This is a genomic window from Gimesia sp., from assembly GCF_048262075.1.
In the GTDB taxonomy this organism is placed as follows: Bacteria; Planctomycetota; Planctomycetia; order Planctomycetales; family Planctomycetaceae; genus Gimesia.
The window spans coordinates 214,831-240,999 of sequence record NZ_JBLXFK010000009.1 but is presented as its reverse complement, the minus strand read 5'-3'; the positions used below and the strand labels follow the sequence as shown (position 1 = coordinate 240,999).

Sequence of the window (26,169 nt, the reverse complement as noted above, 5' to 3'; positions counted from 1 at the left end):
CACTTAATCTCGCCCCCAATAGGGAAATTTCTTTTGTATCAATGGTTTCTTCTTTTGTTTTTTCAGCGGTTCTGACTGATGGCTCATCTGTTGAATTACGCCACCCTGCTGCTGGTTGTTGATCACCTCTGGATTCAGATTTTCCTGAGGCATGACAGTCGTGGGGATAGGTTCCAGCAGACCTTCACCATCGGGGATGAATTCAGGTTCTCCCGGCGGCACAGCGAAGATCGGTCCATGCATCTGCTCTGCTTTTTCGACCTGTAGATGAATACGTTCTGATTCAACCTGTTTGATAAACTCGGAATCAGCATCATTGCGAATGATACGAGGTGTCAGAAAAACCAGCAATTCCTTGCGACGCGTCGAAGTGTAGTCATAGCGAAAGGGAATTCCCACCAGTGGAATATCTCCCAGCCAGGGGACCTTACGTTCGATGGTTGTGTCTGATTCGGTAATCATTCCACCCAGTACTACCGTCTGTCCGTTGGGAACACTCACTGTCGTTTGTACCTGGGTAATATTTTTGATGGGAGATTCCACTACATTTCCGGTCGTGGCATCTGTAAAGATCGGGACACTTGAACCATTAAAGTCACTCTTTTCAGCCTGGGTTTCCATGACAATATTTCCATCAGGGCTGATGCGGGGAGTCACGGTCAGGATAATCCCGGCTTCCGATTGTTCAATCACCGGGTTGGCGGAACCGACGGCCGTCACTGATACACCGTTGACAACAGGGACAATCTGTCCGACCTGGATCTGGGCGGTGACATTATCCACAGTACGAATCTGCGGGCGGCTTAAGATATGTACATTTCGCTTGGCGGCCAGAGCGCGGATTAGAATACTGACTGATTCTGAACTGGCGGATAATACCAGACCGCCAAATCCCAGATCGCTGTTTCCTCTTTGTAGTGAAAAATTACTGAGAGCCTGACCGGCTGTGTTGCTGTTGTTTTGTGTATTGTTTGTTCCCAGAGGATTGATGCTGTTAAACAGGAAGCCTGGTGTTGCTTCCTGCGAAACGATGGTCTGGTTGGTCTGCGTCACATTACTCGCTCCGGTAACCGTCTGTTGCACGGTCAATACATTATCAATGATGCTGCGATTGAAAAGCAGGGAATCCTGTAGTCCAAGTTCAACCCCGAATTCATCATCGTTATCCAGTTCGACTTCAACAATCAATGCCTGGATGATTACCTGGGGTGCTTCCTTATCCAGCTGTTTCACAAGGTTGGAAATCTGTTCAAAATACCGGGGAGTGGCGCTGATGATCAGGTTATTGTTGATCGCTTCCGGAACCACGATCACTTCGCGTTCCAGCAGTTCGAAACTGCTGATTAGATCCGGGTCCTGGGCGATCAGTGATCGTTGCGTGTCCAGAAATTCATTGATGGCAACCGAGACATCGGCGACGGGGGTGTTTTTCAGTTGAATCACTGTTGTTTCACGTTTGCGGCTGTCGGCACCATCCAGTTTCAACAGTATCGCTTCAACGATCTGCAGCGCATCGGCTCCACCCTGCGCAACAACGGAGTTTGTTCGTCGATCGACGGAAAACTTCAACGGGATCAGGTTGCTGTTAGCGTCATTGACACCGGCAATCTGAATCCCCAGATCGGTTTGTTGATTGTCTGATGAAAAGGTCGACTGCAGTAAAGTGACCATTGATTCGGCATCCGCATTTTTCAGAGTGAATACTTTCAGCTCCGCGACGCTTGAAACGCGAGAATCAAACTGACCGATCAATGCGCCAATCAGTTCCAGACTGTCTTTTGGGGCAGTGACCACCAGTGTGTTTGCACGAGGATCAGCGATAACGCGAATGTCTGCCAGTAAGCCTGAACGGAGAACTCGACTTTGAGCCCCTTCCTGTGAGAGAAACTCCAGAACGACAGAACGGGCTTCCTGTAACTGTTGTGCGGCTTCACCGCCGGCACCGCCGATATTGGTTCCCAGGCCAGCTGACTGAGCGGCAGCAGGATTTAACACACTTTGCAATGTGGCGTTCAGAGTTTCCGCCAGATCTGCAGCGATGGCATTTTTCAATGGATAAATTTTGACGCGGCTGACAGCCTGTGACTGATCCAGGTCGATTTTCTGAATCAAGGCAGCCACTTCCTGCATGTCACGTGGCTGTGCCTGGACGATAATCGAATTGGTGCGAATATTGGGAGATACAAGAATACGTGCACCCAGGCCCCCTCGTTCGTCATAAAATTCACGAATGGTCGTAGCGACCTGACTGGCACTGGCACTCTTAAGCTGAAAGACGCCAAACTCGGTCAGAGGATTAACGGGTTGATCCAGTTCCTCTGCCAGCTTGAGAATTGATGGCATGTCAGTATCCGGTGCCAGAATCAGCAACGAATTCGGTTTGACCAGTGGAATGATTTTGATTTTCTGGATCTGTCCCTGAATGGCGCGCAACTTGACCAGGTCTTCATAAACGCCGTTCAGTAACTCGGCAAGAGCGGCTGAATTCACATGACGTAAATTTAATAAATGAATATCGGGACGCGTACCTTCGCTGAGTTTTTCCAGCTCTTTGATAATTTTCATCAAGGCACTGACATCTTCATCTTTACCCCGCAGGATCAGGACACCCAGATCCGGGACCGATTCGATATTGACGTTGCCGCTCAGATCCTGCAGCAGTTCAGGCAGGCTACGCTGTTTCTCAACTTCGGCTGGCTTATCAGCCGGTTGAGGTTGTTGCGGGTTTTGTGCAGCCCCCGGTTTTTGTTCCTGAAATGCAATCTGATCCACACGCTGTCTGAGCTGATCAATCTGCTGATCGCGGGGAGAGACATAATTGTCCGAATAGGTTTTGACGGGCAAGCGTTGTGATGTTGTTGAGGAAGTGTTTGTGGAATGGGTCTGTTTGTGTAACGCCTGAGCCACCCGGCCGACTTGAGGTGATCCGATTACCAGTTGAGCGGATTGTGAAAATCCTTTCGCAGACTGATCCAGTTTGAAGGCAGTGACTTTCAACGCCTGTGCTTTGGAAGGAGACGCTTCAAAAATCAGTTCGTTATTCTGTTTATCAATACCCACGCGAAAATCAACTTGTGTGTTGATGATTTTCAATGGTTCCTGTGTCTGTTCATCGATCAGGTTGGCTTCCTGGCTTTTAAAGACAACCAGACCGGGAAAACCGTTCGGGCCTTCACCCTGTAATTCAGCCCGCGATTCAAAAGCATGGTAGAACTGTCGCAGGATTTCCGTGCTGTTCAGAGTGCGCGGTCGAACGGTAAAAGTTACTATCTGAGGCGTCGTTTTTTTCTGCTGAAGTTTGCGAGCACTTTTTTCAAATCGCGCAGGTGCCTCTGCTTGTGGCACAGGTGTCTGTGTGTTTTCCGCTTGCTCCAGATGTTCAACCTGACGAATATCATTCATACCAGGTTGTATGCCTTCCACTGTCCGTTCAGCCGACTGCACGGTGGGACGAATATATTTGGCTTTCGCTTCCCGCAGGTCGAGTACGATCAGGAAACTGTCTTTTTGCAGCAGCCGAAACCCTTTGGGTTCAAGCTCCCGGTTTAAAATCTGAAATGTTTCACTGAGAGTATGCGGCCGTTTATCGATTCTTGAAAAGAATCCTTTGGGAACGACATCCATGACCAGGGTCAGTTCACTTTGTTCTGCCACCTGTTTTAATACCTTCGCCCAGGTAGCCTGAACGTGGTTCAGGGAAATCTCAGCGACATCGCTGGCTTTGCGAACCTGTTTTTGAACTGCTTCAACCTGCTGCTTAGAACCAACGACTGCCGAGCCGGCTTCGCTGGTTTGCGTTTCGGCCGGTTTACGCAGTCGGTTCCAGAAACCAAATTTGCCTTCGGCGTGTGCAGAAATTGACGGACCGCTCAGTACAAGGGCCGCCAGCAGACATCGGAGATGTCTGGAATATTTTCTGGCTTTGAGTTTGTAAGACAACACCGTTTCACCCCGTGATTATCAGGATTTGATTTCAGGAATTAGAGTCAGGAAGTGTGGACGCATCTCAAGTGAGATCGACTCCGATAGAATCCCTACAATCGTTATTATCGGTAAAGTTTGACATTGTGGTTGAACAAAGGTTGCAGAAAACCCAAGAAATCGCGAGTTTTCTGTGAAATCGAAATGGTTGTAAGACACTGTTGTGTAAGGAGATGCGCATAGACGCATTGGCTCGCACAGAGAAGCGAGTTGTTTTGGATGTGAGAAAGGGTTGATAGGGGCAAAGGGGGCGAGGGGGAGATATAGGAAGAGAGTGTCGAAAATTCACCCGTTTAAATCTCAAATGAGAGACGCTAATTTAACACGGGAAGCGAGGTCAGGTTTCGCAGAGATCTGAAATTATCTCCCAGTGAGAGCATCCAGGATTTGCCATCGATTTCCAGAACCAGGTGCTGATCTGTAATGGACTTTACCACACCATGAATGTCGGCGACATCAAGTGTATCACCTTCCTGAATTTCCCGCTTCTGGTTAGTCGCCCGGTTTCGGATCCAGGCGATTTTTTTTCCATCGATGTCAATGCTGCCTGTTAAAAATGTAAAAAATGCATCATCCAGCGAAACCTTGATATTGATCTGTTGAGATGAAGTGACAGGGGGTGTGCCAGAGTCGGACACCGTCACATTAATCGGGTACTCTTTTAACTCTGTCGACGCAGAGGGAGTCCAGGTCAATTCTCCCGTATCAGGATTGATTCGAACTCCTTCCGGAACGCCGGCCTCTAAACCAAATCGGAGTTTCTGTGCCGGAAGATCTGCGTCCGTTGCTTTGACAAATAGAGAGAGTGGTCGTGTCTGGTAGGCGACAGCGGAAGCAGCAGCTTCGATTCTGGGAGGCGTATTCTGTTCCAGAAAGTCGAGTTGGAATGTGCGTTCGACTTTTTGTCCTTCTTGAGCCACAGTGACGGTGACCGGGTAAGTTCCAGGCTTTTGTTCTTTATCAGGTGACCACTTTAATTTGTCTGCTTCCGCGGCGAGACCGGGGAGATCTGATTTGACGGTGATCTGAGGATTCGCCAGGGCCGGATTGACACCTGCCAGAGGAATCGTAAGGTTCAGAGAATTACCCCGAACGACGGTCTGCTTTCCGATCTCTTTTAATTCCAGTTGATAGATTTTGTCGGGAACTGGTTTTGCAAACGGACTGGTCTGCGCGATGAAGCGATAATCATATAAAGCCTGCAGGTATTGAGGTGCCAGAGTAACAATAGCTCCTTTTGCGTGCGCTACCGGTTTGGTATCCAGCATGCCCCGCTGAATTCGCCATTCAGTGGGACCACTTTTAATAACATTCAGCAGTTCGTTATCAATTTTAATCAGAAAAGTCTGATCAACGGGGAAATGAGTTGTGCTAAGTACTTTGAGTAGTGAGGCATCCTGAGTTATTGGCTGCTGCAGGCGGGTACTGCCTTCAGCGAATTGATTTAACGGCGCGAGTTCCAACTGAGTCCCGGGTTCATAACGGGCAGGTACTGTCTGGTGGGTACCACGGGCAACGGTCCAGGTATCACCTTCAATTTTTTCGACGGTGAGGTATTCCTGATCCAGGCGGATTCGAAAGGGAGTCTGACTGGGGAATTCGATTACGTTCTGAACTTTCATTTTCGTCGCATCAAAATTGAGTGTTGATACCAGTTTCCCACGGGGGAATAACAGTTCTCGTGGCCGGGCTTTGGCTAATGCAAGACCTTCTGCAGTCAGTTTGACTTCAAGGCGGTCTGACAGACGTGTACCGCTACTATCCAGTTCGAGGCTGATAATATTCTGTTGCAAATCAGTCTGGAAGAAGTGGAGTAGAAACTGACATAACTGAGTATAAGTTGCTGCTCCTTCCAGTGAAGCCTGAATCGCGATATAGGTTTTGCCTTCCCGAACCCGTCGGCCGGGAGTCAGTTTAAGATTGGAGAAGCCGGAAAGTTCTGCCAGATCATTCAACCATTCCAGATAGAGTCGTTGTGCATCGTGTTCATCAGGCGGCAGGCTATTATCCACCCAGGCACCCAGCTGTTTCGCGGAGCGTAACAGTTCCAGTTCTTTCTGTTCGCGCTGATCGATCTGCTGGTTCAAAGCCTTTAGCTGGTTCTGACGCGTTTCCACAGGCTCAATGAACGTACTGTTAATCAGAGGCATTCCCAGCCAGATTAATATGACAGCACCAAAAGCGGCAGCTAATATTTTTTCACGTTTTTGCATTGTCTTGACATTCAACTCAAAAAAGCGGATTCAACAGGTATGATTTTTGACCTGGTCAATTCCCGTTCTGTTTTGCCGGTCCAGCGGGCTGTGGTAATTCAGCCCGCGGAGGAAGTAATTCTGCATCGATTTCAAACGGAACTGGATACTCGGAATCATAAGTTTTATTCGAGCTGCGTTTGGGATGCACTCGAAAGTTGTTTTTGGACAACTGCTGATTAAGGTCTCGCGCATCCAGATCGTCTTTCGCATTACCTATTGCTCGCAGTCGACTGAGTGATTGGCTGGACGAACGGTTTACATCGAGTTCACTCAGGTAGATGCGATCAGTACCCGGAAGGTTGGTCTCCAGTTCCCGCAGGACATTCAGTGTTTTAGAATTGGTGTCTTCCCATTTCTGAATGAGGGCTACTGATTCCAGAGTGGGCTGCCCTCGTTTAAGCAGCTCATCCAGATCGCGCTGGATCTTTTGTCGATCGGCAATTTGCTCATCCAGATCAGAAACACTCTGGTGCGTCAAATAGAGAGCCGTCAGAAAAATCAATACTGTTCCGGCCAGTCCCAATCCAATCTGCAATTTGCGACGATCCGGTTTTTGCTCCGCTTTATGAGGATGCAGAAAATCGATAATGTCAAGATGCTTCTGCTGGAGCGAATACAGAATTCCCAATGGGCCTGCCAGAACACCGGGTGAAGTGATTTCTTCTGGAGGCTCTTGTGAAAACTGTTCCTGCTGCAATGGATTGATTACTTCGACAGCACACTGTAATCGTTCCTGCAACAGCGCGGCACAATCAGGACGGCCGCCAATCAGCAGTATTTGATTTATTTTTTCACTGCCGAGTTGTGAACTGCGTGAGAGTAAAAACCGGTTAATTTCTGTCTGAATTGTCTGATCCACGATTACGGGATCTGTAGAACCCATCGCTGTGGAACTGGTGAATGATATTTGTCGCTGGAGGACGAGGGTCATCTCCAGGTTTGTTTCAACCAGGTTGACGATCAGCGCCGGTGCGTCCATCACCGCAGGTTTGATGTGGCTGATCCAGACAACTGCGTTGACTGAGCTGATTCCCGTGGCTGTGATCTCCAGCCCCATCGATTGAAAAGTATTGATAACTTGTTCGTGTGTCTGTTTTGCGATACTCGCCACCAGTACTTCGCGTGTCACTTTTCCTTCGCGGGCGGGCAGTAGCAGATAATCAAGCAATAATTGATTCAAAGGAACCGAAGATCGGGTCGCTGTCTGAAGCTGGACAATTTCAGGAACTTCATCGAGTGGAACTTCAGGTATTTCCAGTAACCGGATTGTCGTATCGTGCCGAGGAAACGAAACCAGGATCTGCTTTGCAGACAGTTTCAGTCGGCTGAACTCATTTTTCAACCAACTGCCGGCAGAGACAGGATCTTTTTCCGGATGCAATTGTTCGGGCCAGGAAATCTGAAATGTACGTTTCACGGAGACGCCGGAAACGCCGACGTGACCTTCCACACCGGTGAGCCCGGTTTTTTCCCAGTTGATTGCCAGATAGTCTGCCATGTTCTGTTTCTCAAAAAACGTCAGTGATGGATATATCAATTATAGGTTCTGATTCGGGTTGCTGCAGAGGTTATTCTTCCTGCGTCAATCCCTGCAGGGTAGAAACGGGGTAGCCACTACCCAGGTTACTGAGGTCGCGAACTGCCGTGATGCGTGGCGGAATAAAAGTGCCATCAATCACAGCTTCCATGCGTGTCAGCGGGCCTCCCTGTCCGTAATATCCCAGGGACTGCACACGAAAGACATCCCCGCCACTACAGATGTAAGGGGCCAGTAATCTCATTTGTTCAATTGTGGTGAGCCCTTCGATTACAAGCCATCCTGTTGTCTGGCGTGCCTGACTGATTTCTGTAGAAGGGGCTCCGTCTGTAGCAGTCATCTGGGAATTGACGATCGCATTAGCCAGATCGGATTCCATCCCGGGAATGCCCTGCAATGTTTCCAGACGTGCTTCATCAATTTGGATTCGGCCTTCGATGTATTGATTTTTGGATGTGGTCAGCAGGTCATGCAGAACTGGTAGTTCAGCAGTCATGGCCCCCGGGTCAGCCAGCCAGGGACTGGAGAGTGTTGTTGTCTTACCGTCGATTTCGGTTTCGACTTCGGAACCAATGAGGTCGAAGAGTGAATTGATGGTAAAGGCACCACCCGGAGTGAGATCCATACCGCCTCGTGTTACAGATACTCCTTCTTCCGAAAACATCGCTTTGGCAATCCCATTGGCGAGCTCGTTGAGGGCCTGTTTCTCTGTCATGCTGCCACCCACGGTTGTGCCCGAAGAACCAGATGACAGGTCACTTTCCGTGGGAACAGGACCGTTCAAACGATAGGCAACGATGAACCGGGCTTCATCGGGGCCGAGTTCGGTTTCGAGCGCATCATAGAGTTCTGTGAGCATCGTCTGATTGACGTTGATCTTTTCAGAACCATCAGGGCGGATATTAATTTCGCGACTGTGAACGGTAAAGTATTCACACCAGCCGGCATTGAGAACACCGTCGGCATTGTCATTGGGCAGAGTGGCATCGCCGTCATTTTCATTGAAATCCAGAATTCCATTACGGTTGGTGTCTTCGCCGTAGAGTAGTTCCGGTGTAATGTCGCGAACCAATAAGAGCTCATCCAGTGATTCCAGAGGCCCGTTTTTTGTGAAATAGGGGGTCTCTAACGTTTCGTAGTAATCGCTTTCTGCACCATAGGTCCGGGTTTCGTCATCCTCGTCGATCCAGTCGAGAATCGCAGCAGCAATGTCTTCGGTCATATTGGGAATAAACATCAAACGTTCGACAGCAGCGCCTTCTTCCTCTTCCTCATCGCTGGCAAGGATGTTCAGGTTTAACTTCCCTGATTCATTGATTAATCCAAAGCGGATTGTTTTCGAAGCGGCATCTTTTGTCACGGGCGCTACGATACTGAAATAGCCGCTGGCGCGCGGTACATCAGCGGGCAATAAATTGATATTCTGGAACTGATCCGGATTATGATACGAGTTCCAGCCATCAATGTCTGAGCGGTCGCCTATATAAGCGGCGGCGAGTTCAATTCCGGATAGAGCCAGCTCTCGTGACTGGATGGAGCGACCATAAACATTTGTTGCTTCCACTTCGACGATCATTAATTCCGAGAATGTGTAGGCCCCCAGTGTGAGCATGACCACAACCACAAGCACCACAAGCAGCGTACTGCCGGCACGTAGTTTCAGCGTGTTTTTCTGTTGAGAAAAAACATCAGTCTGAAGGTGTTGTAATGTGTTTGATTTCATACGGTAATCTATCACTAAATATCAAAACGTGCTGGTGTCCTGAGTTGTGGTTTGCAACGTCGATGGCAAGGCCAGCGGGATGGCAATCACCATGCTGAATTTGTTCTCATAACCATTGATTTTCTCGTTGGCAATTCTTTCAAGACCTTCGATATTTTCGTTTTGAAAGCCGATGGTCACTTTGATTGCCTGCGGAACGGTCCCGTATTCGATGCTGTCCCAGACTTCCAGCCAGTCCGTGCCATCAAAATACTGAAACTGCAGGCTGTTGATTTCTGCTGCCAGCAGTTTTGACTGTTGAGCCAGTACCTGGACGTCGGCTGATTCATCGGCCATGCTCATCGCCAGCCGATCTCCTTCCAGGCGGGCGAGTCCCTGAGTACTCTGTCCGGTGGTTGCAGTACCGCGATATTGATCTCCGACGGCGCCCTGTAAACCTTCCGCGCCAGCGACCGCCAGGAAATAGGAGACCGACAGCAGATCGCTCTGCATTGTGGATAAGCTGCCATCACTTGAGATGAACAGGGGCTGTCTGCCGGGACGGCTGGTATGCAGGACCAGTGACTGCGCATCTCCAAACACGCCAATATTACCTGAAGTGTAGGCATCATCCGGATTAGTCACTTCGATGACCACTTCTTCGGTTTCCGTTTCGGAAGAGGTTTCTTCTTCTACCTCTATTTTCTGCATGTAAGTGACAGAATGCAGATCCTGCGAGATCTTCTGGAAGACAGCGCGTGCTATCTGAGCGCGTTCCACCTGTTGCTGGCCAATTGTGGTATATTTCCAATACAGGTCGAGAGCAGAATAGATTGCGGCCAGCAGCAGGCTTGTCAGGCCAATCGCCAGAATGACTTCCAGCATTGTAAAACCGGAAGAACCCACGGATTGTCTGTTCTGGCGAACGGTATGAATTTTCATAACTGTTCCTCCAGTGTGGTATCGGTCGTCGTTTCGACAGTATTGGCTGCATCAAGCAGCATGGCGGGATCGCGCACCTGCCGAATTAGCTGATAACTGGTCGATACGGTTTCAGAGTCGCCAGCGTACTGTACGAGCACTGTCAGTTTGAGGATGTTTTCATAGTCGCCTGGTTCGACGTTGAGACTCCATTTCCAGTTTTCATTGTCATCGTCAAACGCGGCCATCGACACCGATTGCATTGGCTGAGCGCCAGCCAGTACTTCTGCAAGGACCGACTGACATCTGAAAATCGCCTGGGTTCTTAACTGGGTCTGTACCGCGGCCCGGGAGCCGATTCCAATTAACTGGCTAAGCGCCGTTAAAGCGCCCAGAAATATTGATAGCGAGATCAAGACTTCCAGTAGCGTCAAACCTGCTCGGGGTGAAGTATGATTTATAGAAATCCGATGACGAACCTTCATGGCGATTTCTCCTGTTTGTAAGAAATCGTGGTATTACCGGTGAGTCCGCGAACTTCGATGCGTGCTACTTTTTGCTCTTTTTTCAGGATATCATGCTGCAGGTCGAGGGCTGCAGTTCCATCGGGATAGAAGGTGATGGGGAACGAGCTTTCAACCCAGCGTAAGTCTTTTGCGTTAGGGAGGCCTGACAGCCACCCAAACGGGATGATCGGTTCGGTGACAGTAGCGGATACTGTTTTGCTGAACTGAAATTCTTCAGGTAATTCACGGACGAGGAATGCATCGCTGATACCTGTCGTGGTTGAACCAGTTTCTTCGGTATTGAGACCCAGTAGTCCCTGGTCAACGGGAACCACCAGATACTGATTTCCTCCCAGTTCCAGATAGACATGATAATTCACGCCATGTTCAATAGCGCGGATGCGGGCGGCAGCGAAGGCCGAATCTACATCCTGCATACTTTGACGCAAGCGGTTACTGGAACTGATTCGCAGGACGGCAGGCCAGACCACGGAAACGAGCACCAGCAGTAATGCCAGTACCAGCAGCATTTCGAACAGCGTAAAGGCTGAGCGATGCTGATGCGCGTTTCGGAATATGTGTGGCTGTTTTGTCACGTGTGACGTCCTCTGAATTCATCTGCTGCAGGCCTTTGGCTAAGACAGATTATTCGTTCAGATCCCAGTTGTTGACATCATCGCCTGAGCCATTTTCATCCTGTTGATTGGGGCCAGATGACCAGATCGCAGGTTTGGTTGACTTGGCTTTGTTGTTGGGATATTCATAATGAAAGACCTGCCCCCAGGCATCGAGGGGAATTGATTCAATAAAGGGCTCGGCTGCCTGACCATCAGTGCTGACGGGTTGCATCAACAGTTCTAACTGTTCGGGACCGCCTTGCGGGTATTCACCACTATTCTCAGCAGCATACAGTTTGAAGGCCTGTTCCAGATTATGAATACTGGCCCGGGTGGCTTTGATATTGGCTTTTTTCTGACTGCCCAGCAGGTTGGGGACCACCATGGCTGCAATCACCAGGATGATTCCCAGTACGATCAGCATTTCCAGCAGGGTAAAACCGCGACGTTGTTTTTTGGTTTGTGATTTAGTTCGATGCATGTCTCCATCCTTTTCGCAATATACATTTCCAGAAGGAATGATTCTGGGTTCTACCCGTGTGAAGATAAAACCAATAAGTGAACTCAGTCTCTATTATAGTAAACCGGAGCTTTGAAAAACCGGTAAAAGTAACGCTAACATCACAAAAACCACAACTGCCGCCATCAACAGGAGCATTAACGGCTCCAGCATACGCACAAACATGTCGAGTTTGCGGTTGGTTTGCCGCTCCATGTTGTTGGCAATATCAATTAACACCTGTTCGAGGTTATTCGCTTCTTCCCCCACGGCAATCATCTCAACGACTTCTTCGGGGAACTGGCCACTCGATGCGAAAGGCTGTGCAATTGATTTTCCGGCAGAAATACTTTCAGCCGCTTCTCCGATCGATTTGCTGATCACTTTATTGCCGGCGGCATCTTTGGCGATTCGGAGCGACTGCAGAATGGGGACACCATTGGCGAGCAGTGTTCCCAGGATGCGGCAGAAGCGGGCAATTGCCAGGCTGCGGACCACATCACCCAGTCCATAGGCTTTCAGGCGGAACTGATCGAATTTGAACCGACCTTCCTTCGTTTCGATGTATTTATAAACCGCGACGACCGCCATTCCGATCGAGAAAAATATGATAAACCAGTAAGATTGCATAAATGCACTGAAACCCAGCAGGGTGGTCGTGGCCCAGGGAAGTTCGCCCCGTTCCGACATGCGTGCAAAAATCGGTTCAAATTTAGGCACAAAATAAACCAGCAGAAAGCTGACAATGACCGTACCAAACGTGGTGAGAAAGGCTGGGTAAATCATGGCACCGACAACGCGGTTTTTCAGTTCTTCCTGATGATCAGTAAAACTGGCGATACGTTTGAGTACGTCCTCCAGAAAGCTGCCTTCTTCTCCGGCACGGACCATACTGACTGCGAGTTCGGAAAAGACTTTAGGGTGCTGTCCCATCGCAACCGCTAACCGGGTTCCGTCGGCGACTTCCGCGCGAACTTCTTCCAGCACCTGTTTGAGAGAAGGGTTCGTGGACTGTTTATTTAACAGTTCCAGTGAACGCAACAGGGGAACACCCGATTTGAGCAGGTCTGCCAACTGGGTGTAAAAGATTGACAGATACCGGGCGCGAACACGGCGACCTGAGTGTTTCAACTGGGCTTTTGCCTGTTCTGCCAGATCGACTTTCACCGGAAACAGACTGCGCGCGGCCAGTGAATTCAAAGCATCCTGCTGATTGGATGCTGACAGAATTCCTGTGACCTGGCGGCCCGTTGCTTCGCGTGCGATGTATTGAAAATCCGGCATTTTTCTGACTCTGGTCACATTTGCTTATAAAAAGATTTCATTTCTGGTTTGACTGAAGTTTGATTAAATATCACCTTTGGTCACGCGGAGGATTTCATCAATGGATGTCACTCCCTCCAGTACTTTCAGCCAGCCGGCATCTCTCAATGTCTGCCAGCCATTCTTGCGGGCATAGTCACGGATCTGTCCTGAGCTGGCATGCTCGGTACATAATTTTCGGATGACCGCATCATTGATCAGCAGCTCCAGGATCCCAATTCGTCCGGAATATCCCATTTCACGACAGTGGCGGCAGCCGACCGGTTCCCAGAGTTCTTTGATATCCTGCACGGGAAAATCGGGTGGGATTTTATCGGGATGCGGTTCATAAGGTCGTTTGCAATGCTTGCAGAGCACACGCACCAGGCGTTGTGCCAAAACGGCTTCGACCGTACTGGCGACGAGGTAGGATTCGACTCCCATGTCAATCAGTCGTGTGAATGCACCGGGGGAATCGTTGGTGTGCAGTGTGCTGAATACAAGGTGACCGGTCAATGATGCCTGGATGGCACTGTTAGCGGTTTCGCCATCACGAATTTCTCCGATCAGGACAATATCGGGGTCGTGACGTAAAATACTGCGAAGACCGGCGGCGAAAGTGAGTCCGATCTTAGAATTCACCTGAATCTGGCTGATGCCTTCACTATGATATTCGACCGGGTCTTCCACGGTAATGATTTTGGTTTCTGGATTTTTGATTTCGTTTAAGGCACTGTAGAGAGTCGAGGTTTTACCACTTCCCGTCGGTCCCGTGACCAGGATAATACCGTGCGGCAGTTCGATCATCTCGCGAAATGATTTCAGCATCTCCGGGTTCAGGCCGACATTATCCAGGCGGAAGACCATGCGTTCTTTGTCGAGCAGACGCATTACGATACCTTCGCCGTAGATCATGGGGATGATCGAAACACGGACGTCGATTTCCCGCCCGGTAATGCGGAGCTTGATGCGTCCATCCTGAGGCAGTCGCTTTTCAGCAATATTCAGGTGAGACATGATTTTAAGACGCGTGATAATTGCAGAATAAAAATGATTGATTTCCGGAGGGACAGACTGCACCCGCAGCAGGCCGTCAACGCGGTAACGGACAACGAGACCCGTTTCGTGTGGTTCAATGTGGACATCACTGGCCTGCTGCTGCAGCGCTTCGATCAGCAGTTCATTGACCAGGCGAATGACGGAAGCGGTCTGGGCCATGTCGGCCAGTTCGCCATGTTCTTCGGAGACTTCCTCCAGTAGTTCGACGCCATCTTCTGCGGCCCGTTGTGAGACGAGTTCATTAATCGTATCGCCGCCGACCCCCAGGTTTTCCTTGATCAGTTCCATCACATCATCATGTAATGCCAGGACTGGTTCGAGATCCAAACCGCTCAGTGAACTGAGTTCGTCGATGGCTTCAAAATCAAATGGATCTGCAGAGGCGACCAGGACACGACCATTGTTGCGCTGCAGAGGGAGTAGAGCATTTCGAAAAATAGGTGTCGCAGGAAACTGAGCCAACAGCACCTTGTCGACCTGATAATCTTTGAGCTCAAAGTATTTCATGCCCAGTTCGTCGGCAAAAGCTTTGAGCAGGTCTTCCTCAGTGGCCAGTCCCATCTCCATGATAACGCGGTCCAGACGATTCCCGTTCGCCGACTGCTGCGCCAGGAGCAGTTGACGTTCGTCAAGGATGCCACGTCTTTGGAGAATTTCACCGATTTCCATGGAGTTGACTCAATGGTTTGATATCAGAGGATTGGAAAGGAAATTGTAATATTGTATCAGCGACCACGACCACGGCTGGAGCGACTGCTGCCGCCTCCGCGGGTGCTGCCACCATCGCTGCCTGGGAAACGAAAACCACGTGAGCTGCGGCCACCAAAAGGTGAACTGCTGCGGCTGGAATCGCCACCCGGCGCACCACCGGCTCCCATGCGTTCGCGCATTCGCTGTTCGAAGAAGTTACGGATTTCTTCACCACGATCACTGGAACCTGAGGGAGAGGTCGACTGGCCAGGGGAACCAGGTGTTGGATCGGCTGTTTTTTTGCGGGCATCACCGGTCGTGCTCACGGTGACATTGGGTAACAGTGAAGTCAGGGCGCTCTGGATCAAAGCAGAGTTCCCATTATTTAATGTGACAACCTGTACGGACTTTCGCGACATTTTCGCAGAGTAATCCAGTTCACGCACCAGTGATTCAATTTCCTGAAACAGGGAATCACTGGCGGAAACGAGCAACTGGTTAGCGTTGTCATCCACACTGACGGCAAGACGGGCTTCTGCCGGCTGGGCATTTGAGCCGCCTGAAGCGCCTCCTCCCATCATGGCGGCGAAAGGATTGCCGCCTCTGCGCGAGTTGTTCTGCTGTTGTGGTGCCTGCAGGTAATCTTTGTAAAGTTCTTTGACGATGTTGGCGACTTCCGTTGCTGATGCGAATTCGACGGGAATGATTCCCGGTGATCGATCTCGCAGTGAAGCAGGTAGTTCAGAAGTATCCAGGACTTTCAGCATCTGTTCCACAGAGCGAACTTTATCGGATGGCCCTGTCACATAAAGTGCATTGGAGCGGACTTCCGGAATAATACGCAGTGTCTGCGGTCCCATGCCCAGGGTAGTGAGTCCGGTGGCATCCATCAGGCTGCCGCCAATGTTGGAGATACCACTGAACATCCCGGAGCCCGTGTCCATGTCCGAGACAGAACTGCTGGGAAACAGGCTTTCCAGCATCTTAGCGGTCGAGGTGGCATCCGCAGAGCGCAGATAAAAAACAGTCCATTGATTTTTCGGTGGAATCGCCTGGGTCAGCGCTTCAATCATATTTTCCAGTCGATTAAGGGCTTCCAGATCCATGGAGGAAATAATCAGGTTATCACCATTGGTGGAGACAGCCACCGGGTTCTTTTTTTCAACCGGAGCATTATTAGCTGGTTTCTTCCCAGCTTCCGTTTGTTGAGCGGGGACCTGTTTGCTGCTGGAGTCTGTGTCGTCCTTCGCTTCTGCAGAGGATGTTGTTCTCTCGTCGCTGGCGGTAAAGAAAAACCGTTGTTGATTGGTTTCACGAACAGGTTGTTGCTGCCGAATCGGGCGGTTCAAGGGGGTACTGGTATTTTGTGAAGGATTTCGAAAACCCCGATTGCGTTCAGGGGCTTCTTCTTCGCCTCCGATAATGCGTTCACGAATCAGATTGTTTTCCGAAGGCACAACAATGCGGATGGGGTTTTCATCGCCTGAGGAAGCGGACCAGAGTTTATTGATCAGTTCCATGATTTCCCGAGAATCACGGCCGCCCAGCGGGATGGTCCGGACAGGACCACGATCACGGGGGTCGGTGGAGCGCCCCGATCCATCTTCGCCCAGTTGAGCCAGAAGGGCTTTGACCTGAACGACCTGATCGGGAGTGCCACGAATCAGGAGGCGACGTCCCAGCAGGTCAGCTTCGATGGTTGGTGCATCGTCACCATCGCGTAAGAACAGCGACCGTAGCGTTGTTGTGGCGGAAATGGGATCCATCGAGCTGAGATTGATTACGGAAACAGACTGGCTGCCTCCTTCGCCGTCGAGCTGACGAATCATTTCTTCGATTTTTTCGTGCTCTTTATGAGTGGCGAGAATATGGATTTTATCATTGCGGGCGTCTTCGTTGACGACAACGCCCGGTATCATCGCATCCAGAGTTTTGGTCACTTCGCGTGAGTCGGCAGAACTGACGGTATACACTCGTAGAAATGGCTTATTGCCACCAGGCCCGAGCGGGTTGTCTTCATCCACGTCGATGGATTTGATAATTTCATCCGCGATTTTAATCTGATCGGGTGTGGCAGTGACCAGCAAACGATTTGTACGAGGGTCAGCGGTCACCTGAGTATTAGATTCTTTACTGGGTTGTGGCTGTGGAGGGCTTCCACCACGATCTCTGCTGCTTCGGGAGCGATAGTCAAAGTAACGTGAAGAGGTGGCGCTGGCGCTCACGTTCTGTGTGGCAGCAGGCAGGCCAAACTGGCTCCGGACAATTTTTTCGGCCTCCGTCGCGTCAATGTATTTCAGTTCAAAGGAGCGAAACGCCAGGTCGGTAGGCCCTGCGTTTGCCATGGCACCTTCCAGCAGTTTTTTCACTCGCGACAGATTACTACCGATATCAGTCACAATGATGGAGTTGGCCGTGTTCAAAGCCACTGATTTGCCTTGGGGACCCAGAATTGCCTGAACTTCCTTGGCGACCTGACTGACGTCGACCCCTTCCAGCTGGAAGGTCACGCTCATCAGTTCGTTTTTACCATGTTCGGTAATCTTTTCAGAATCGACAATGGGTACGAGGTTGGGCGGAATTCCGTTATCGATGTTAAGAACCACCAGAAACTGATCACGGCGGACAATGATATACCCTTTCTGCAGGAGATAACCATTGATAATGTCGAGTGCTTCCGTGGGGGAGTAGGATCCCTGGTCGAAATAATTAAAGGTTCCTGGAGGGACATCGTTCAGATCGAGTGTATAACCGGCTGATTCTGCAAACAGCTTCAGAACATCACCCCAGGGAGCAAAGCGGAAATTGAAAGACATTTTGTTAACAGGCCCCGGTTTCTTTGCTGTCTGTGGTTGATCGGGGTCGGAAGATTCACTGGCTGCGCCGTTCATGGCGACTGCATTGCCACTACCGAACGAGACGCGACGGTCTTCCGGTTTCAACCCTTCCGGTTCCATCGGGATCTGCGGGCGTGGTCGTGGAATTGGACTGGTATTACTGCTGACAGCAGGCGCACCAGGCTCAGCCGGCTTTGCTTCTGCGACCAGTGCCGGTCCCAGCATCTGCTTCCATTGGGTCTGCTGGTCTTTGGTCAGCACAGCTTCAATTTTTTGATCGAATTCCTGCTGAACCTTGTCACGTTCTTCTGAAGTCGCACGGCGACCCAGTTCACGACGGGCGTTGGAACGCTGTTCTTCCAGTTCCGAAATCTGCTTCAGTTGGTCTTCAGACAGGTTGAGTTTTTTGGCGGTATCGTCATTGGTCAGCTGTCGATAACCGGTTTCCTGTAATTGCAGTTGTTTGAGTCGGGTGACCTGCTTTTCGTTCAGCAGGCTCATCATTTTAGCTTCGCCTTCAGTACGCAGCTTTTCAAAGGACGCGCCCATTTCTTCGCGGACTTTAGTTCGTTCTTCATCCGTCTGGGCAGCCCGCATGCGTGTCATGAAGGGTTCCATGCTTTCGCGAGTGGGCCGCATGCTGACTGCTGCTTCTTCAAGCTGTTTGATCTGGTCCGGGGTTAGCTGCAGCTCTTTTTGGACTTCTTCGCGATTGACCAGGGAACCGATGCCCCCCCGAGGGCCACCGAACCCACCTCGACTGCCGAATCCGCCCCGGTCGCCCCCGAATCCGCCTCCGCCACCAAAGGCACCTCGACCTCCTCCAAAACCTCCGCGATCGCCGCCAAAGCCACCGCGGTCTCGTCTGCCACCTCGGTCACTGCGATCACCCCGATCTTCAGAATCCTGAGCCTGTACCGAATTCGTGAGACATTCAGAGCAGGGGACCACACCCATCAGGGCGATCAAAAAAAAGAATTGGAATTTGATATTTCTCATCATTTGCATGGCGATTCTGATATCAGGCGGAAAATATAATCAAAACTAATGTTCTTGTGATCATTATTCTGAGGCATGTCAAATCAGGTTTCAAGGATTGCCTCAAACATTCTCTTGTTATGTCTGTCGTCTTTGCATTGCTGGATCTACTGACTACAGGCTATGTTGCTTCAAAACCAAACACAAGATCATTCAAATGGATAACGAACTATCATGTTATACTTCAAGAACTTACAGCTCGTTTCAAAGATCTCGGGAATCTAATAGAATTCATCGATCTGTTTCCACTCGACTGGTGTTTCTAATGTCAAGTGCTGAGATTCTACTTGCATCTCTGGCAGACAGATGCGCAAAATCACGGTATCTGTTTATTAAACACGGTAATACCCGTCAAAGACCGCTCTAAATGTTGCGGAGTAAGAAAATGTTCCGTTTTACCAATCTCCTGATTCCCTCTGTACTGCTGGTAGGGTTTTGCACTGATCTGGCATATGCGCAGCCAGGTGGCGATAGTCGTTCACGTGGCTTCATTTCGTTTCTGGATCGCAACAAAAACGGGGTGATCGAGGCCTCTGAATTTGATCAGATGCCGGGCCGTTTCAAAGAGACGCTTGAAGCTGCCGGAGTGAATACGTCGCGAGACATGAGCCAGCAGGAATTTGAACGGATTATGCCTCAGGTGATGGAGCGGATGCGCAGCCAGCGCGGTTCGTTTGGTGGTGGAGACCGGGGTAGTCGTGGTGGAGATGACCGCAGTCGTTTCGGTTCATCACGCGGTTTTGGTGGCCCTCCCGGCGGTTTTTCCCGGCCCGGCGGTGATCGGAATGGCGATGATGATCGGAGTGGAGGTTTTGACCGGGATGCCATGCGTGGCCGCTATGGGTCTTTTGAACCGGATCGGGGAGGTCCTTCAGACTCTCCTTCAGCTGGTCGTTCCAGCGGTAAATCTTCAAGCAGTTCCTCCAAAAATGAACCGGCCAAGCCTGTTCGCACGACCGTCGATCTGAATCAGGAGTTTGTGCCCCATGACATGGATCAGGATGGTCAGATCGGCCTTTATGAATGGCGCAAAAATAATCCGACGAAGCTGGGCGAATTTTTTACGATGGATCTGAATGGAGATGGATATCTTACACCAAAAGAAATCAAACTTGCCAAAGAGGGGAAAACCCAACGGAGTGCTGCTTCTTTCATGTTTGCTTTGAACACCGGGCAAACTGGTGCGAATCCTCTAGCTGCGAGTGGCAGTACCTCTGCTCCAGGATCAGTAGAGGTATCGAAGCAGTCCACACCTGAAAAACCGTCGCAACCAGTGTCAGTCCAGGTATCGACACCCAGCACCGATCCCCTGGTTGCACAAGCAGGCTATTTCTTTAAACTGGTCGACCGAGATAAAGATGGTTCCGTTTCTCCTGAAGAATGGAAAAAGAGTCGTTCCATGCGGCGGATGTTTGAAGGAGCTAATATTGACCTGACGGTGGCCATGCCTCAGGAACAATTTGTGAAGCATTATCTGGCGATCAAGCAGAAGTAGTACAAGTAATATTATTTCACTGGTTCTTCCTCTTCGGGCATTTTCAATTTACGTTCCAATTCGCGTTTTGCACGCCGTTCTTGATTCCTGTCAAACTGTTTTGAGATCGCAATTCCCAGCAGTTTCAGATAACCCTCGTCAAACTGCAGTCGAGTTCGGACACCGGTTTCGGTAGGTTGTGTGGTTACCAGAACCAAATCGTTTTCTTTCTGGAACGCACTATCCAGAATTTTCATAACGCCGCTTTCCTGAATTTCTGCTTCAGAGAACAGGTTCAGCCAGGGACGGATATGAAATTCCATCTGCATGGGAGCGGTACGTTGTTCTTTTCTGGCTTCGGGTGTCGCTGTGTTAATCGTTTCGATGGCTTCATTTAAAGCGGCAACAGCAATCTCAGTGCCCATGGCAAACCAGATCACTTCATTGTCCGCTCCAATATAGAGTGAAGGCACCCCGCCGAGAAAGCGTTGTTGTCTATCGTCGGCAGTTTTCGTTTCGGGTTGGAGCTGATGCAGCGCGATTCCCTGAACGGTTTCTGCATTTGTAAAGATGTGTGCTTTGTTATCGGGGAGTTGATCAATCCGATTAATAATATCCAATAGAGCAGCAGGCAGATTTGACGACGGTGCGACTTTGATGCCGCCGATCAAGGCAAATTTTTTCGTCGGTGTCGAGACCAGCTGGGCAAACACATCAATGTGCCCTTTGTCGACCATGGTTTTAACCGGACTGAAGAACTGTTGAACCGAGTTGGTATTCTGCAAGCGTTCCTCTTCCGTCAGAAATTGGACACTCAATTCCTTTTCGAAGTAGTCCAGGTACTTTTGATAGATTTTTCGATCGCGCTGGGCGAGGTTCATGGATGCCGATATAGCCAGCGGCAGGTTTTCGCGCGATGTGATCACACTGAAGTAGCTGGCTTTACCGGGAATGTTTTTGACAGCTCGGGCCAGATCACTATTGGGACGGGCTTTGATCAGCATGTCGACAACCCCCCGTTTCTCCTCTTTTTCGATACGGCCGCCGAACACCATCTCCTGGCCTTCACTCAGAAAGTATTCGATGTTTTCCAGATTCTGTTTGCCCGACATACGCCGGAGCTCATAGGCGGTATTGGATTCGCCATCCCGCTGCTGCAGTTGTGTTTCGATGGCGGTACGGAAGAAGCCCAGGAACGTGGTCCGCATCAGCTCAGGAATGGCATTCAGATCGATTTTGAAAGAAAGGTCGTAGTTATCGGTAAGGTTTTGCAGTTTTTGCGAAGGGTCACCGAAGTCGCGAGAACTGATCATGTCCAGACTGGTTTCATTCTCAACACCCTGAAACAGCATATGGGCATAATCATCCTGAAACCGAATGATAGATTCGCCTCGTCGTCCATTGATAATATACAGGTCATCCCGGTCTGCAGATTTATTTATCGTTTCTTCGTCACCAGGAATCAGTTTTTCCAGAGTGTCAAGGAAGGTACGAACTTTCGTCACAGGCAGATACATGGTCGGGACCGGCTGGGGGATTAATCCAGTTTTCAGATAGAGTTCCACCCCCAGGTTCTTATTTTGATCGATGCCTTCCAGATCGTTGACATTCGCCAGAGAGGCTGAAGCGATCTCGGCGATTTCCGGACGCTCTGCCAGCTCAAAGATGAAATCGATATCCGAGAGGATCTGTTCAACACTGGCCACATTGATGGTTATTAATGGTTTGGGGAGGATCGATTCCAGACCCGCGTTCTTTTTTTCCTGTTGCTCTTCCTGCTTTTCAGGTTCTGTCTTTCCAGCCCCTGGTTCCTGTGCAAAAAGTGTGCTGCTATAGAAGAAGATCAGAATCAGAAGAGACAATTGTCGTGCCATGAGGAGCATGGATTTTGTGAACATGGCCTGGGAGCCTGAAGTGCAGGAAATTCTCATACGATGCCTTTTGCGTAGAGTTGAGATTCGTATTGAAACGGAGGCGTTTTCTCACACTTTTGAAAACGCTGAACCCGACTGGAGTACAGACACTATCGATATGTGATTTTGTGTACTTATTACCCGATCAGGGTTGGTAGGGAATGATTTTGAATGAAAAGCGATTCAATACCAGTCACCCAGTATACCCGATCGAAAAACAAAAAGATTCAGTGAATCTGATATTTGCTCAGCGGGGTAAGAAAGCAGTCTGCAAAGTCAAGCGACCGAATTATTTACAGCGATGGTATAGCGGGCAGATTAAGACCATCCAATAGCTTTTTACGTTCTTCACGGGATTTCTTGTAATGATGAGGCAGTACCCGTTCGTGATAGGTTTCCAGTGGCCGCACCAGTGTGCGTTCCAGAACCCGTTTTCGCAGTCGCCAGTCTTCTTCGCTGACACTCGCCTGTGCCTGCAGCTCGTCCATGGTTTCGAATGCGCGTTCGATACCAGAAATACTGAGTTCGATGTCATGCAACGCCTGTTTTGAAGTTACAGGTCGCGCTTGGGAGCGGTTGTCCCAGCGATATTTTAAAGTCTGCAGCAACCCGTTCAGGTGATCCCACTGTTGTCCTGGTGTCTGAAACAGACTGGCGTCAGTTGCTGCCATCTCCAGTGCCCGTACAACAGATACAATCGAACGATCATTGGCGGCACCGTAATTGATGGCATGCAGACGGTGTGAAAATTCAAGAATGTCTGGCGCCTCATCTGATTTTTTATAGAGCTCTGCGACTTCGTCATGCATAAAGTAGCTGATCATGGGATCGTAAGTCGTTGTAAATGTTGTCACGCGACCAATCTGGTCGACCGAAGGGTTTGCTTTCTCCATCGCGTCCGAGAGTGCTTTGAAATAATACATGCGGCGTTTGTCTTCATCGTGGATGTAATCTTCTTTGTGCAGATTTTCTGCAGCAACCTGTCTGATAAGTGAACGCGGATTTTCCGTGATTTGATCTTTGGCAGGTTTGCGGTACTTCCAATACTGATCGGGATAGCGGGCCATCAGTTTGTTTTGTGCAGTCACTTCTGATAGTCGTCTGAGGACGATAGGGTCGTTCTTTTCGCCTTCCATCCAATTCAACAGGCGGCTGCTGCGATACTCTTTGACGGGTTTTTCGTTGTGGATTTCCGCTGACACCATTTTCCGGATTTCTTCCTGTTTCATCCCCCAGCGCATCATTTCGTAAGGGAGAGTAAAAGCGAAGTTACCGTTCGAAGAGTTATTGACGCTGGTTTTGACATCGGTGGCCATATCTGCCAATGCCTCATCCGAATATGCTGCCAGGTTCAACAAAACCGACCAGTCCCAGCCTACCTGTGCCAGTGTGCGTCTGACCTGCGGCGCCTGAATTCGATCAATCAGGTTGCCTCTGACAAAACCCTGTGCTGAATTTGTGCCCAGGAATAAAGTTTCGCCGTTGGCAATTTCGATTGCCAGAACCTGCTGGAAGGTAGACCGAAATGTCTGTGCCATCACTCGCAGAGGTTGCGCTCCAAAATCAATATGTTGAAAACGCTGACAGAAAATACCATCAGTATTCAGATGACGCGAAACATTGTGATAGAATTCAGCCGTGTACTCTGCCTGCGATTGGGTCACAACCGACTGGGCGGGGTTACTGATAATCAGGTCATACTGTTTTGCTGTATCCGCGCGGGCTGCCATTGCCAGAGCGATGGGAGTCTGAACCAACTCGATGCGATCTGAATCGAAGGCGGAGATCGCATTCCGTGGTACAATTTCTTCCTGATACAATTTGACGAGGCTTCGATCCGGTTCCAGGCAGGTCACATGTTGTACGGGGAAGTCGAGGCTGGAATTCACGCCCACGCCGGCGCCAAGACCCAGAAACAGAACATCTGCAGGACGCTCATGTAGAATAACGGGAATTACAAACGGCATCAGTTCTCCAGTGGTATGCGGGCATAATCCAGCATCCACACTGGTAACGCCGAAAGGCAGACCGCTTCTGCGAATCTGGATCTGATTTTCTCGATAAGACCAGATCGTAAACGTACCATATTGGCCTTCCCTTTCTGACAGGCAGCGACCTTCATCCAGGTGGGGCAGCAGTTCTGGTTTCAATCCATAGCGTAATCCGGTAAAGGTGTTTGTTGAGAACAACAGCTTCGCCGACTGACGAACATCATAGTTATTGTGATAAAACAGACCCGCCGTGAGCAGAATCAGTGAGCAAATCATTGCAGCGGCCCGCAAGCGCGTCGCCGGGAGTTGGAAGTGTGTCAGTCGAACCAGTACCGCCAGACCGAGCAGCACCAGGCAGGTGAGAACCGTGATCATTTTGAGTTCAATGCCAGCCGATCCGATCAACCATGAACAACCAAGCATACCGGCCAGCAGGCAGAGTGGCTGCCAGACGGGAAGAGTGGTTAAGGTGGATTTCTGCGCAGCGGAGTAACGTGCAGAACTGGAAAGTTTGAGCCACCCCCCCCAGCAGATTCCCAACAGGCAGAAGATAGTTGCTGTTAAACCACCACGGATAACAGACAGTAGCAGCGCGTATTCGATATAGGCGTTGGCATACAGCATCCAGGAGACCAGTAGTGGAAACAGCGCCAGACTGCCGACGCCAATCAATGCCACTGCAAGTAACAGGCTGGAAGTCGTCCGCATGAGCGTTCCGGGTTTGCGGGCTCGGATGAAGGAAAAGGCTGTGGCGATTCCGAGTAGAAATCCAGCCCAGATGGTGACTTTGAGATAGAGTGAATCCGGGAAAAGCTGAAACAGAACTCGACTGACGACAACCAGCAGAATTCCAGTAGCAACACTCATTGTATACGAGCCGATCTGGATCAGCAGTGGAATACGGAGCGGGGTAGCTGCTCGCTGTGGGGCTGTGAACTCAGAATGGGATTTCGTATGGGGCTGAACAAAATCCGGTTTCAGCCATTGTGAATATTCAGGAAGATAACTCTTGCAAAGTGAACTAATCCAGGGGACACAGCAGAAAACCAGAGTAGCGATGAGAGGAATCAGCAATGTACCGGTCCAGTTGAATACGGGAACGAGCCAGTAAGCTGATAGAATCAATGAAACACTGACGCCCGTCAGAAATCGGGCCAATTGTGAATGCATAATCACGCGGGAATTGTTGTGATCGACTTCAGACAATGTCGCAAACCAGAACAGGCGGGTCGACCAGAACACGGCAGGCAGGATCAGCATCATGGCAGCGAGTGTCATCAGGCCCGTCAGAAAAACGACGTTCGTCAACTGTGAGAGTGTGATCGAATGCAGGACCTGATTGAGCTGGGTGAGTAAAACCGGATAACAGATTGACCAGAATGAAAGCATCAATAACGTTAAGCGGATGCGTCTCTGGTGAGGTGCCATTTGGGGAGTAGAGTCTGAACGCAAGAAGGTGGCACGCTGTGGCAGTCCGAGCCAGATGCCCATCACAATTGATAGACCAATCCCCGCCATCACTTCGGGACTGTCACTGACCAGGTTCTGAAAACGTTGAACACAGGAAAGAACGAACAGACCGCAAATCGTTCCCAGAAGAAACACGATACCCATTCTCTGCTGCAAAAATGAGAGAGAAAACGGGAGTAGATGATGAGCAAACGAACGGATCATGGCTTCCTTGCCTGTCGTTATTTAAAAAATCAGAATTGCATCTCAACTTAAAGTAGCTTACTCTAAGTCACTTCCCAAGCGTCCCTTAGCAGCAAAAACTGCCGGTTGATATACAGGGACACTCAGGCAGTGTTTTATCGAAAATGCGTAAATATATGCAATACCAGTCGTTG

14 protein-coding genes are annotated in these 26,169 nt (G+C 49.9%); 1 reads left to right on the top strand and 13 read right to left on the bottom strand.

Features of this window, described 5'->3' with window-relative positions:
- Positions 1-3: 3 nt before the first annotated feature.
- From ACN0YH_RS18375 to ACN0YH_RS18325, 11 genes are all read right to left on the bottom strand, one after another.
- Complete coding sequence (locus ACN0YH_RS18375) at positions 4-3,942, bottom strand: secretin N-terminal domain-containing protein (protein WP_417381042.1); 3,939 nt, start codon at positions 3,940-3,942, stop codon at positions 4-6.
- Positions 3,943-4,295: 353 nt separating this feature from the next.
- A complete protein-coding gene (locus tag ACN0YH_RS18370) occupies positions 4,296-6,194 on the bottom strand; it encodes a cadherin repeat domain-containing protein (protein ID WP_417381041.1) in 1,899 nt (632 codons plus the stop codon).
- A 55-nt stretch (positions 6,195-6,249) separates the two neighbouring features.
- The gene (locus ACN0YH_RS18365) at positions 6,250-7,734 is read right to left on the bottom strand and encodes a hypothetical protein (protein ID WP_417381040.1); all 1,485 of its coding nucleotides are present in this window, start codon (positions 7,732-7,734) and stop codon (positions 6,250-6,252) included.
- Positions 7,735-7,804: 70 nt separating this feature from the next.
- On the bottom strand, positions 7,805-9,496 hold the full coding sequence (locus tag ACN0YH_RS18360; protein ID WP_417381039.1) for a general secretion pathway protein GspK: 1,692 nt from the start codon (positions 9,494-9,496) through the stop codon (positions 7,805-7,807).
- Between the two features lie 21 nt (positions 9,497-9,517).
- On the bottom strand, positions 9,518-10,417 hold the full coding sequence (locus ACN0YH_RS18355) for a hypothetical protein (RefSeq protein ID WP_417381038.1): 900 nt from the start codon (positions 10,415-10,417) through the stop codon (positions 9,518-9,520).
- Positions 10,414-10,881: a type IV pilus modification PilV family protein gene (locus ACN0YH_RS18350; protein ID WP_417381036.1), complete on the bottom strand. Its 468-nt coding sequence runs from the start codon at positions 10,879-10,881 to the stop codon at positions 10,414-10,416. The genes ACN0YH_RS18355 and ACN0YH_RS18350 overlap by 4 nt, the downstream gene beginning before the upstream one ends.
- Positions 10,878-11,498, bottom strand: a complete 621-nt coding sequence (locus ACN0YH_RS18345) for a prepilin-type N-terminal cleavage/methylation domain-containing protein (RefSeq protein ID WP_417381035.1) — start codon at positions 11,496-11,498, stop codon at positions 10,878-10,880. Before ACN0YH_RS18345 ends, ACN0YH_RS18350 begins: the two co-directional genes overlap by 4 nt.
- Positions 11,499-11,547: 49 nt before the next feature.
- Positions 11,548-12,000, bottom strand: coding sequence for a type II secretion system protein GspG (locus ACN0YH_RS18340; RefSeq protein ID WP_417381034.1), 453 nt, complete (start codon positions 11,998-12,000; stop codon positions 11,548-11,550).
- Between the two features lie 93 nt (positions 12,001-12,093).
- Entirely contained in the window at positions 12,094-13,302 is a 1,209-nt protein-coding gene (locus ACN0YH_RS18335; protein WP_417381033.1) for a type II secretion system F family protein, read from the bottom strand.
- 63 nt (positions 13,303-13,365) lie between these two features.
- Positions 13,366-15,048 carry a GspE/PulE family protein gene (locus ACN0YH_RS18330; RefSeq protein ID WP_417381032.1) on the bottom strand — a complete coding sequence of 561 codons (1,683 nt, stop codon included), beginning with the start codon at positions 15,046-15,048 and terminating at the stop codon, positions 13,366-13,368.
- Between the two features lie 56 nt (positions 15,049-15,104).
- Positions 15,105-18,908: a secretin N-terminal domain-containing protein gene (locus tag ACN0YH_RS18325; protein WP_417381031.1), complete on the bottom strand. Its 3,804-nt coding sequence runs from the start codon at positions 18,906-18,908 to the stop codon at positions 15,105-15,107.
- Positions 18,909-19,329: 421 nt separating this feature from the next.
- Here ACN0YH_RS18325 and ACN0YH_RS18320 point away from each other — a divergent pair, with 421 nt between their 5' ends.
- Positions 19,330-20,439 (top strand): hypothetical protein, encoded by a 1,110-nt coding sequence (locus tag ACN0YH_RS18320; protein ID WP_417381030.1) that lies wholly within the window; start codon positions 19,330-19,332, stop codon positions 20,437-20,439.
- Between the two features lie 11 nt (positions 20,440-20,450).
- Here the strand turns inward: ACN0YH_RS18320 and ACN0YH_RS18315 are convergent, their stop codons facing one another.
- The gene (locus ACN0YH_RS18315; protein WP_417381029.1) at positions 20,451-22,316 is read right to left on the bottom strand and encodes a hypothetical protein; all 1,866 of its coding nucleotides are present in this window, start codon (positions 22,314-22,316) and stop codon (positions 20,451-20,453) included.
- Between the two features lie 308 nt (positions 22,317-22,624).
- Positions 22,625-25,996, bottom strand: coding sequence for a spermidine synthase (locus ACN0YH_RS18310; RefSeq protein ID WP_417381028.1), 3,372 nt, complete (start codon positions 25,994-25,996; stop codon positions 22,625-22,627).
- Positions 25,997-26,169: the final 173 nt, after the last annotated feature.

Coding starts and splice junctions, on each gene's coding strand:
- ACN0YH_RS18370 (WP_417381041.1), bottom strand. CDS start 6,194: ATGCAAAAACGTGAAAAAATATTAGCTGCCGCTTTTGGTGCTGTCATA.
- ACN0YH_RS18365 (WP_417381040.1), bottom strand. CDS start 7,734: ATGGCAGACTATCTGGCAATCAACTGGGAAAAAACCGGGCTCACCGGT.
- ACN0YH_RS18360 (WP_417381039.1), bottom strand. CDS start 9,496: ATGAAATCAAACACATTACAACACCTTCAGACTGATGTTTTTTCTCAA.
- ACN0YH_RS18355 (WP_417381038.1), bottom strand. CDS start 10,417: ATGAAAATTCATACCGTTCGCCAGAACAGACAATCCGTGGGTTCTTCC.
- ACN0YH_RS18350 (WP_417381036.1), bottom strand. CDS start 10,881: ATGAAGGTTCGTCATCGGATTTCTATAAATCATACTTCACCCCGAGCA.
- ACN0YH_RS18340 (WP_417381034.1), bottom strand. CDS start 12,000: ATGCATCGAACTAAATCACAAACCAAAAAACAACGTCGCGGTTTTACC.
- ACN0YH_RS18335 (WP_417381033.1), bottom strand. CDS start 13,302: ATGCCGGATTTTCAATACATCGCACGCGAAGCAACGGGCCGCCAGGTC.
- ACN0YH_RS18330 (WP_417381032.1), bottom strand. CDS start 15,048: ATGGAAATCGGTGAAATTCTCCAAAGACGTGGCATCCTTGACGAACGT.
- ACN0YH_RS18325 (WP_417381031.1), bottom strand. CDS start 18,908: ATGATGAGAAATATCAAATTCCAATTCTTTTTTTTGATCGCCCTGATG.
- ACN0YH_RS18320 (WP_417381030.1), top strand. CDS start 19,330: ATGTTCCGTTTTACCAATCTCCTGATTCCCTCTGTACTGCTGGTAGGG.
- ACN0YH_RS18315 (WP_417381029.1), bottom strand. CDS start 22,316: ATGTTCACAAAATCCATGCTCCTCATGGCACGACAATTGTCTCTTCTG.
- ACN0YH_RS18310 (WP_417381028.1), bottom strand. CDS start 25,996: ATGATCCGTTCGTTTGCTCATCATCTACTCCCGTTTTCTCTCTCATTT.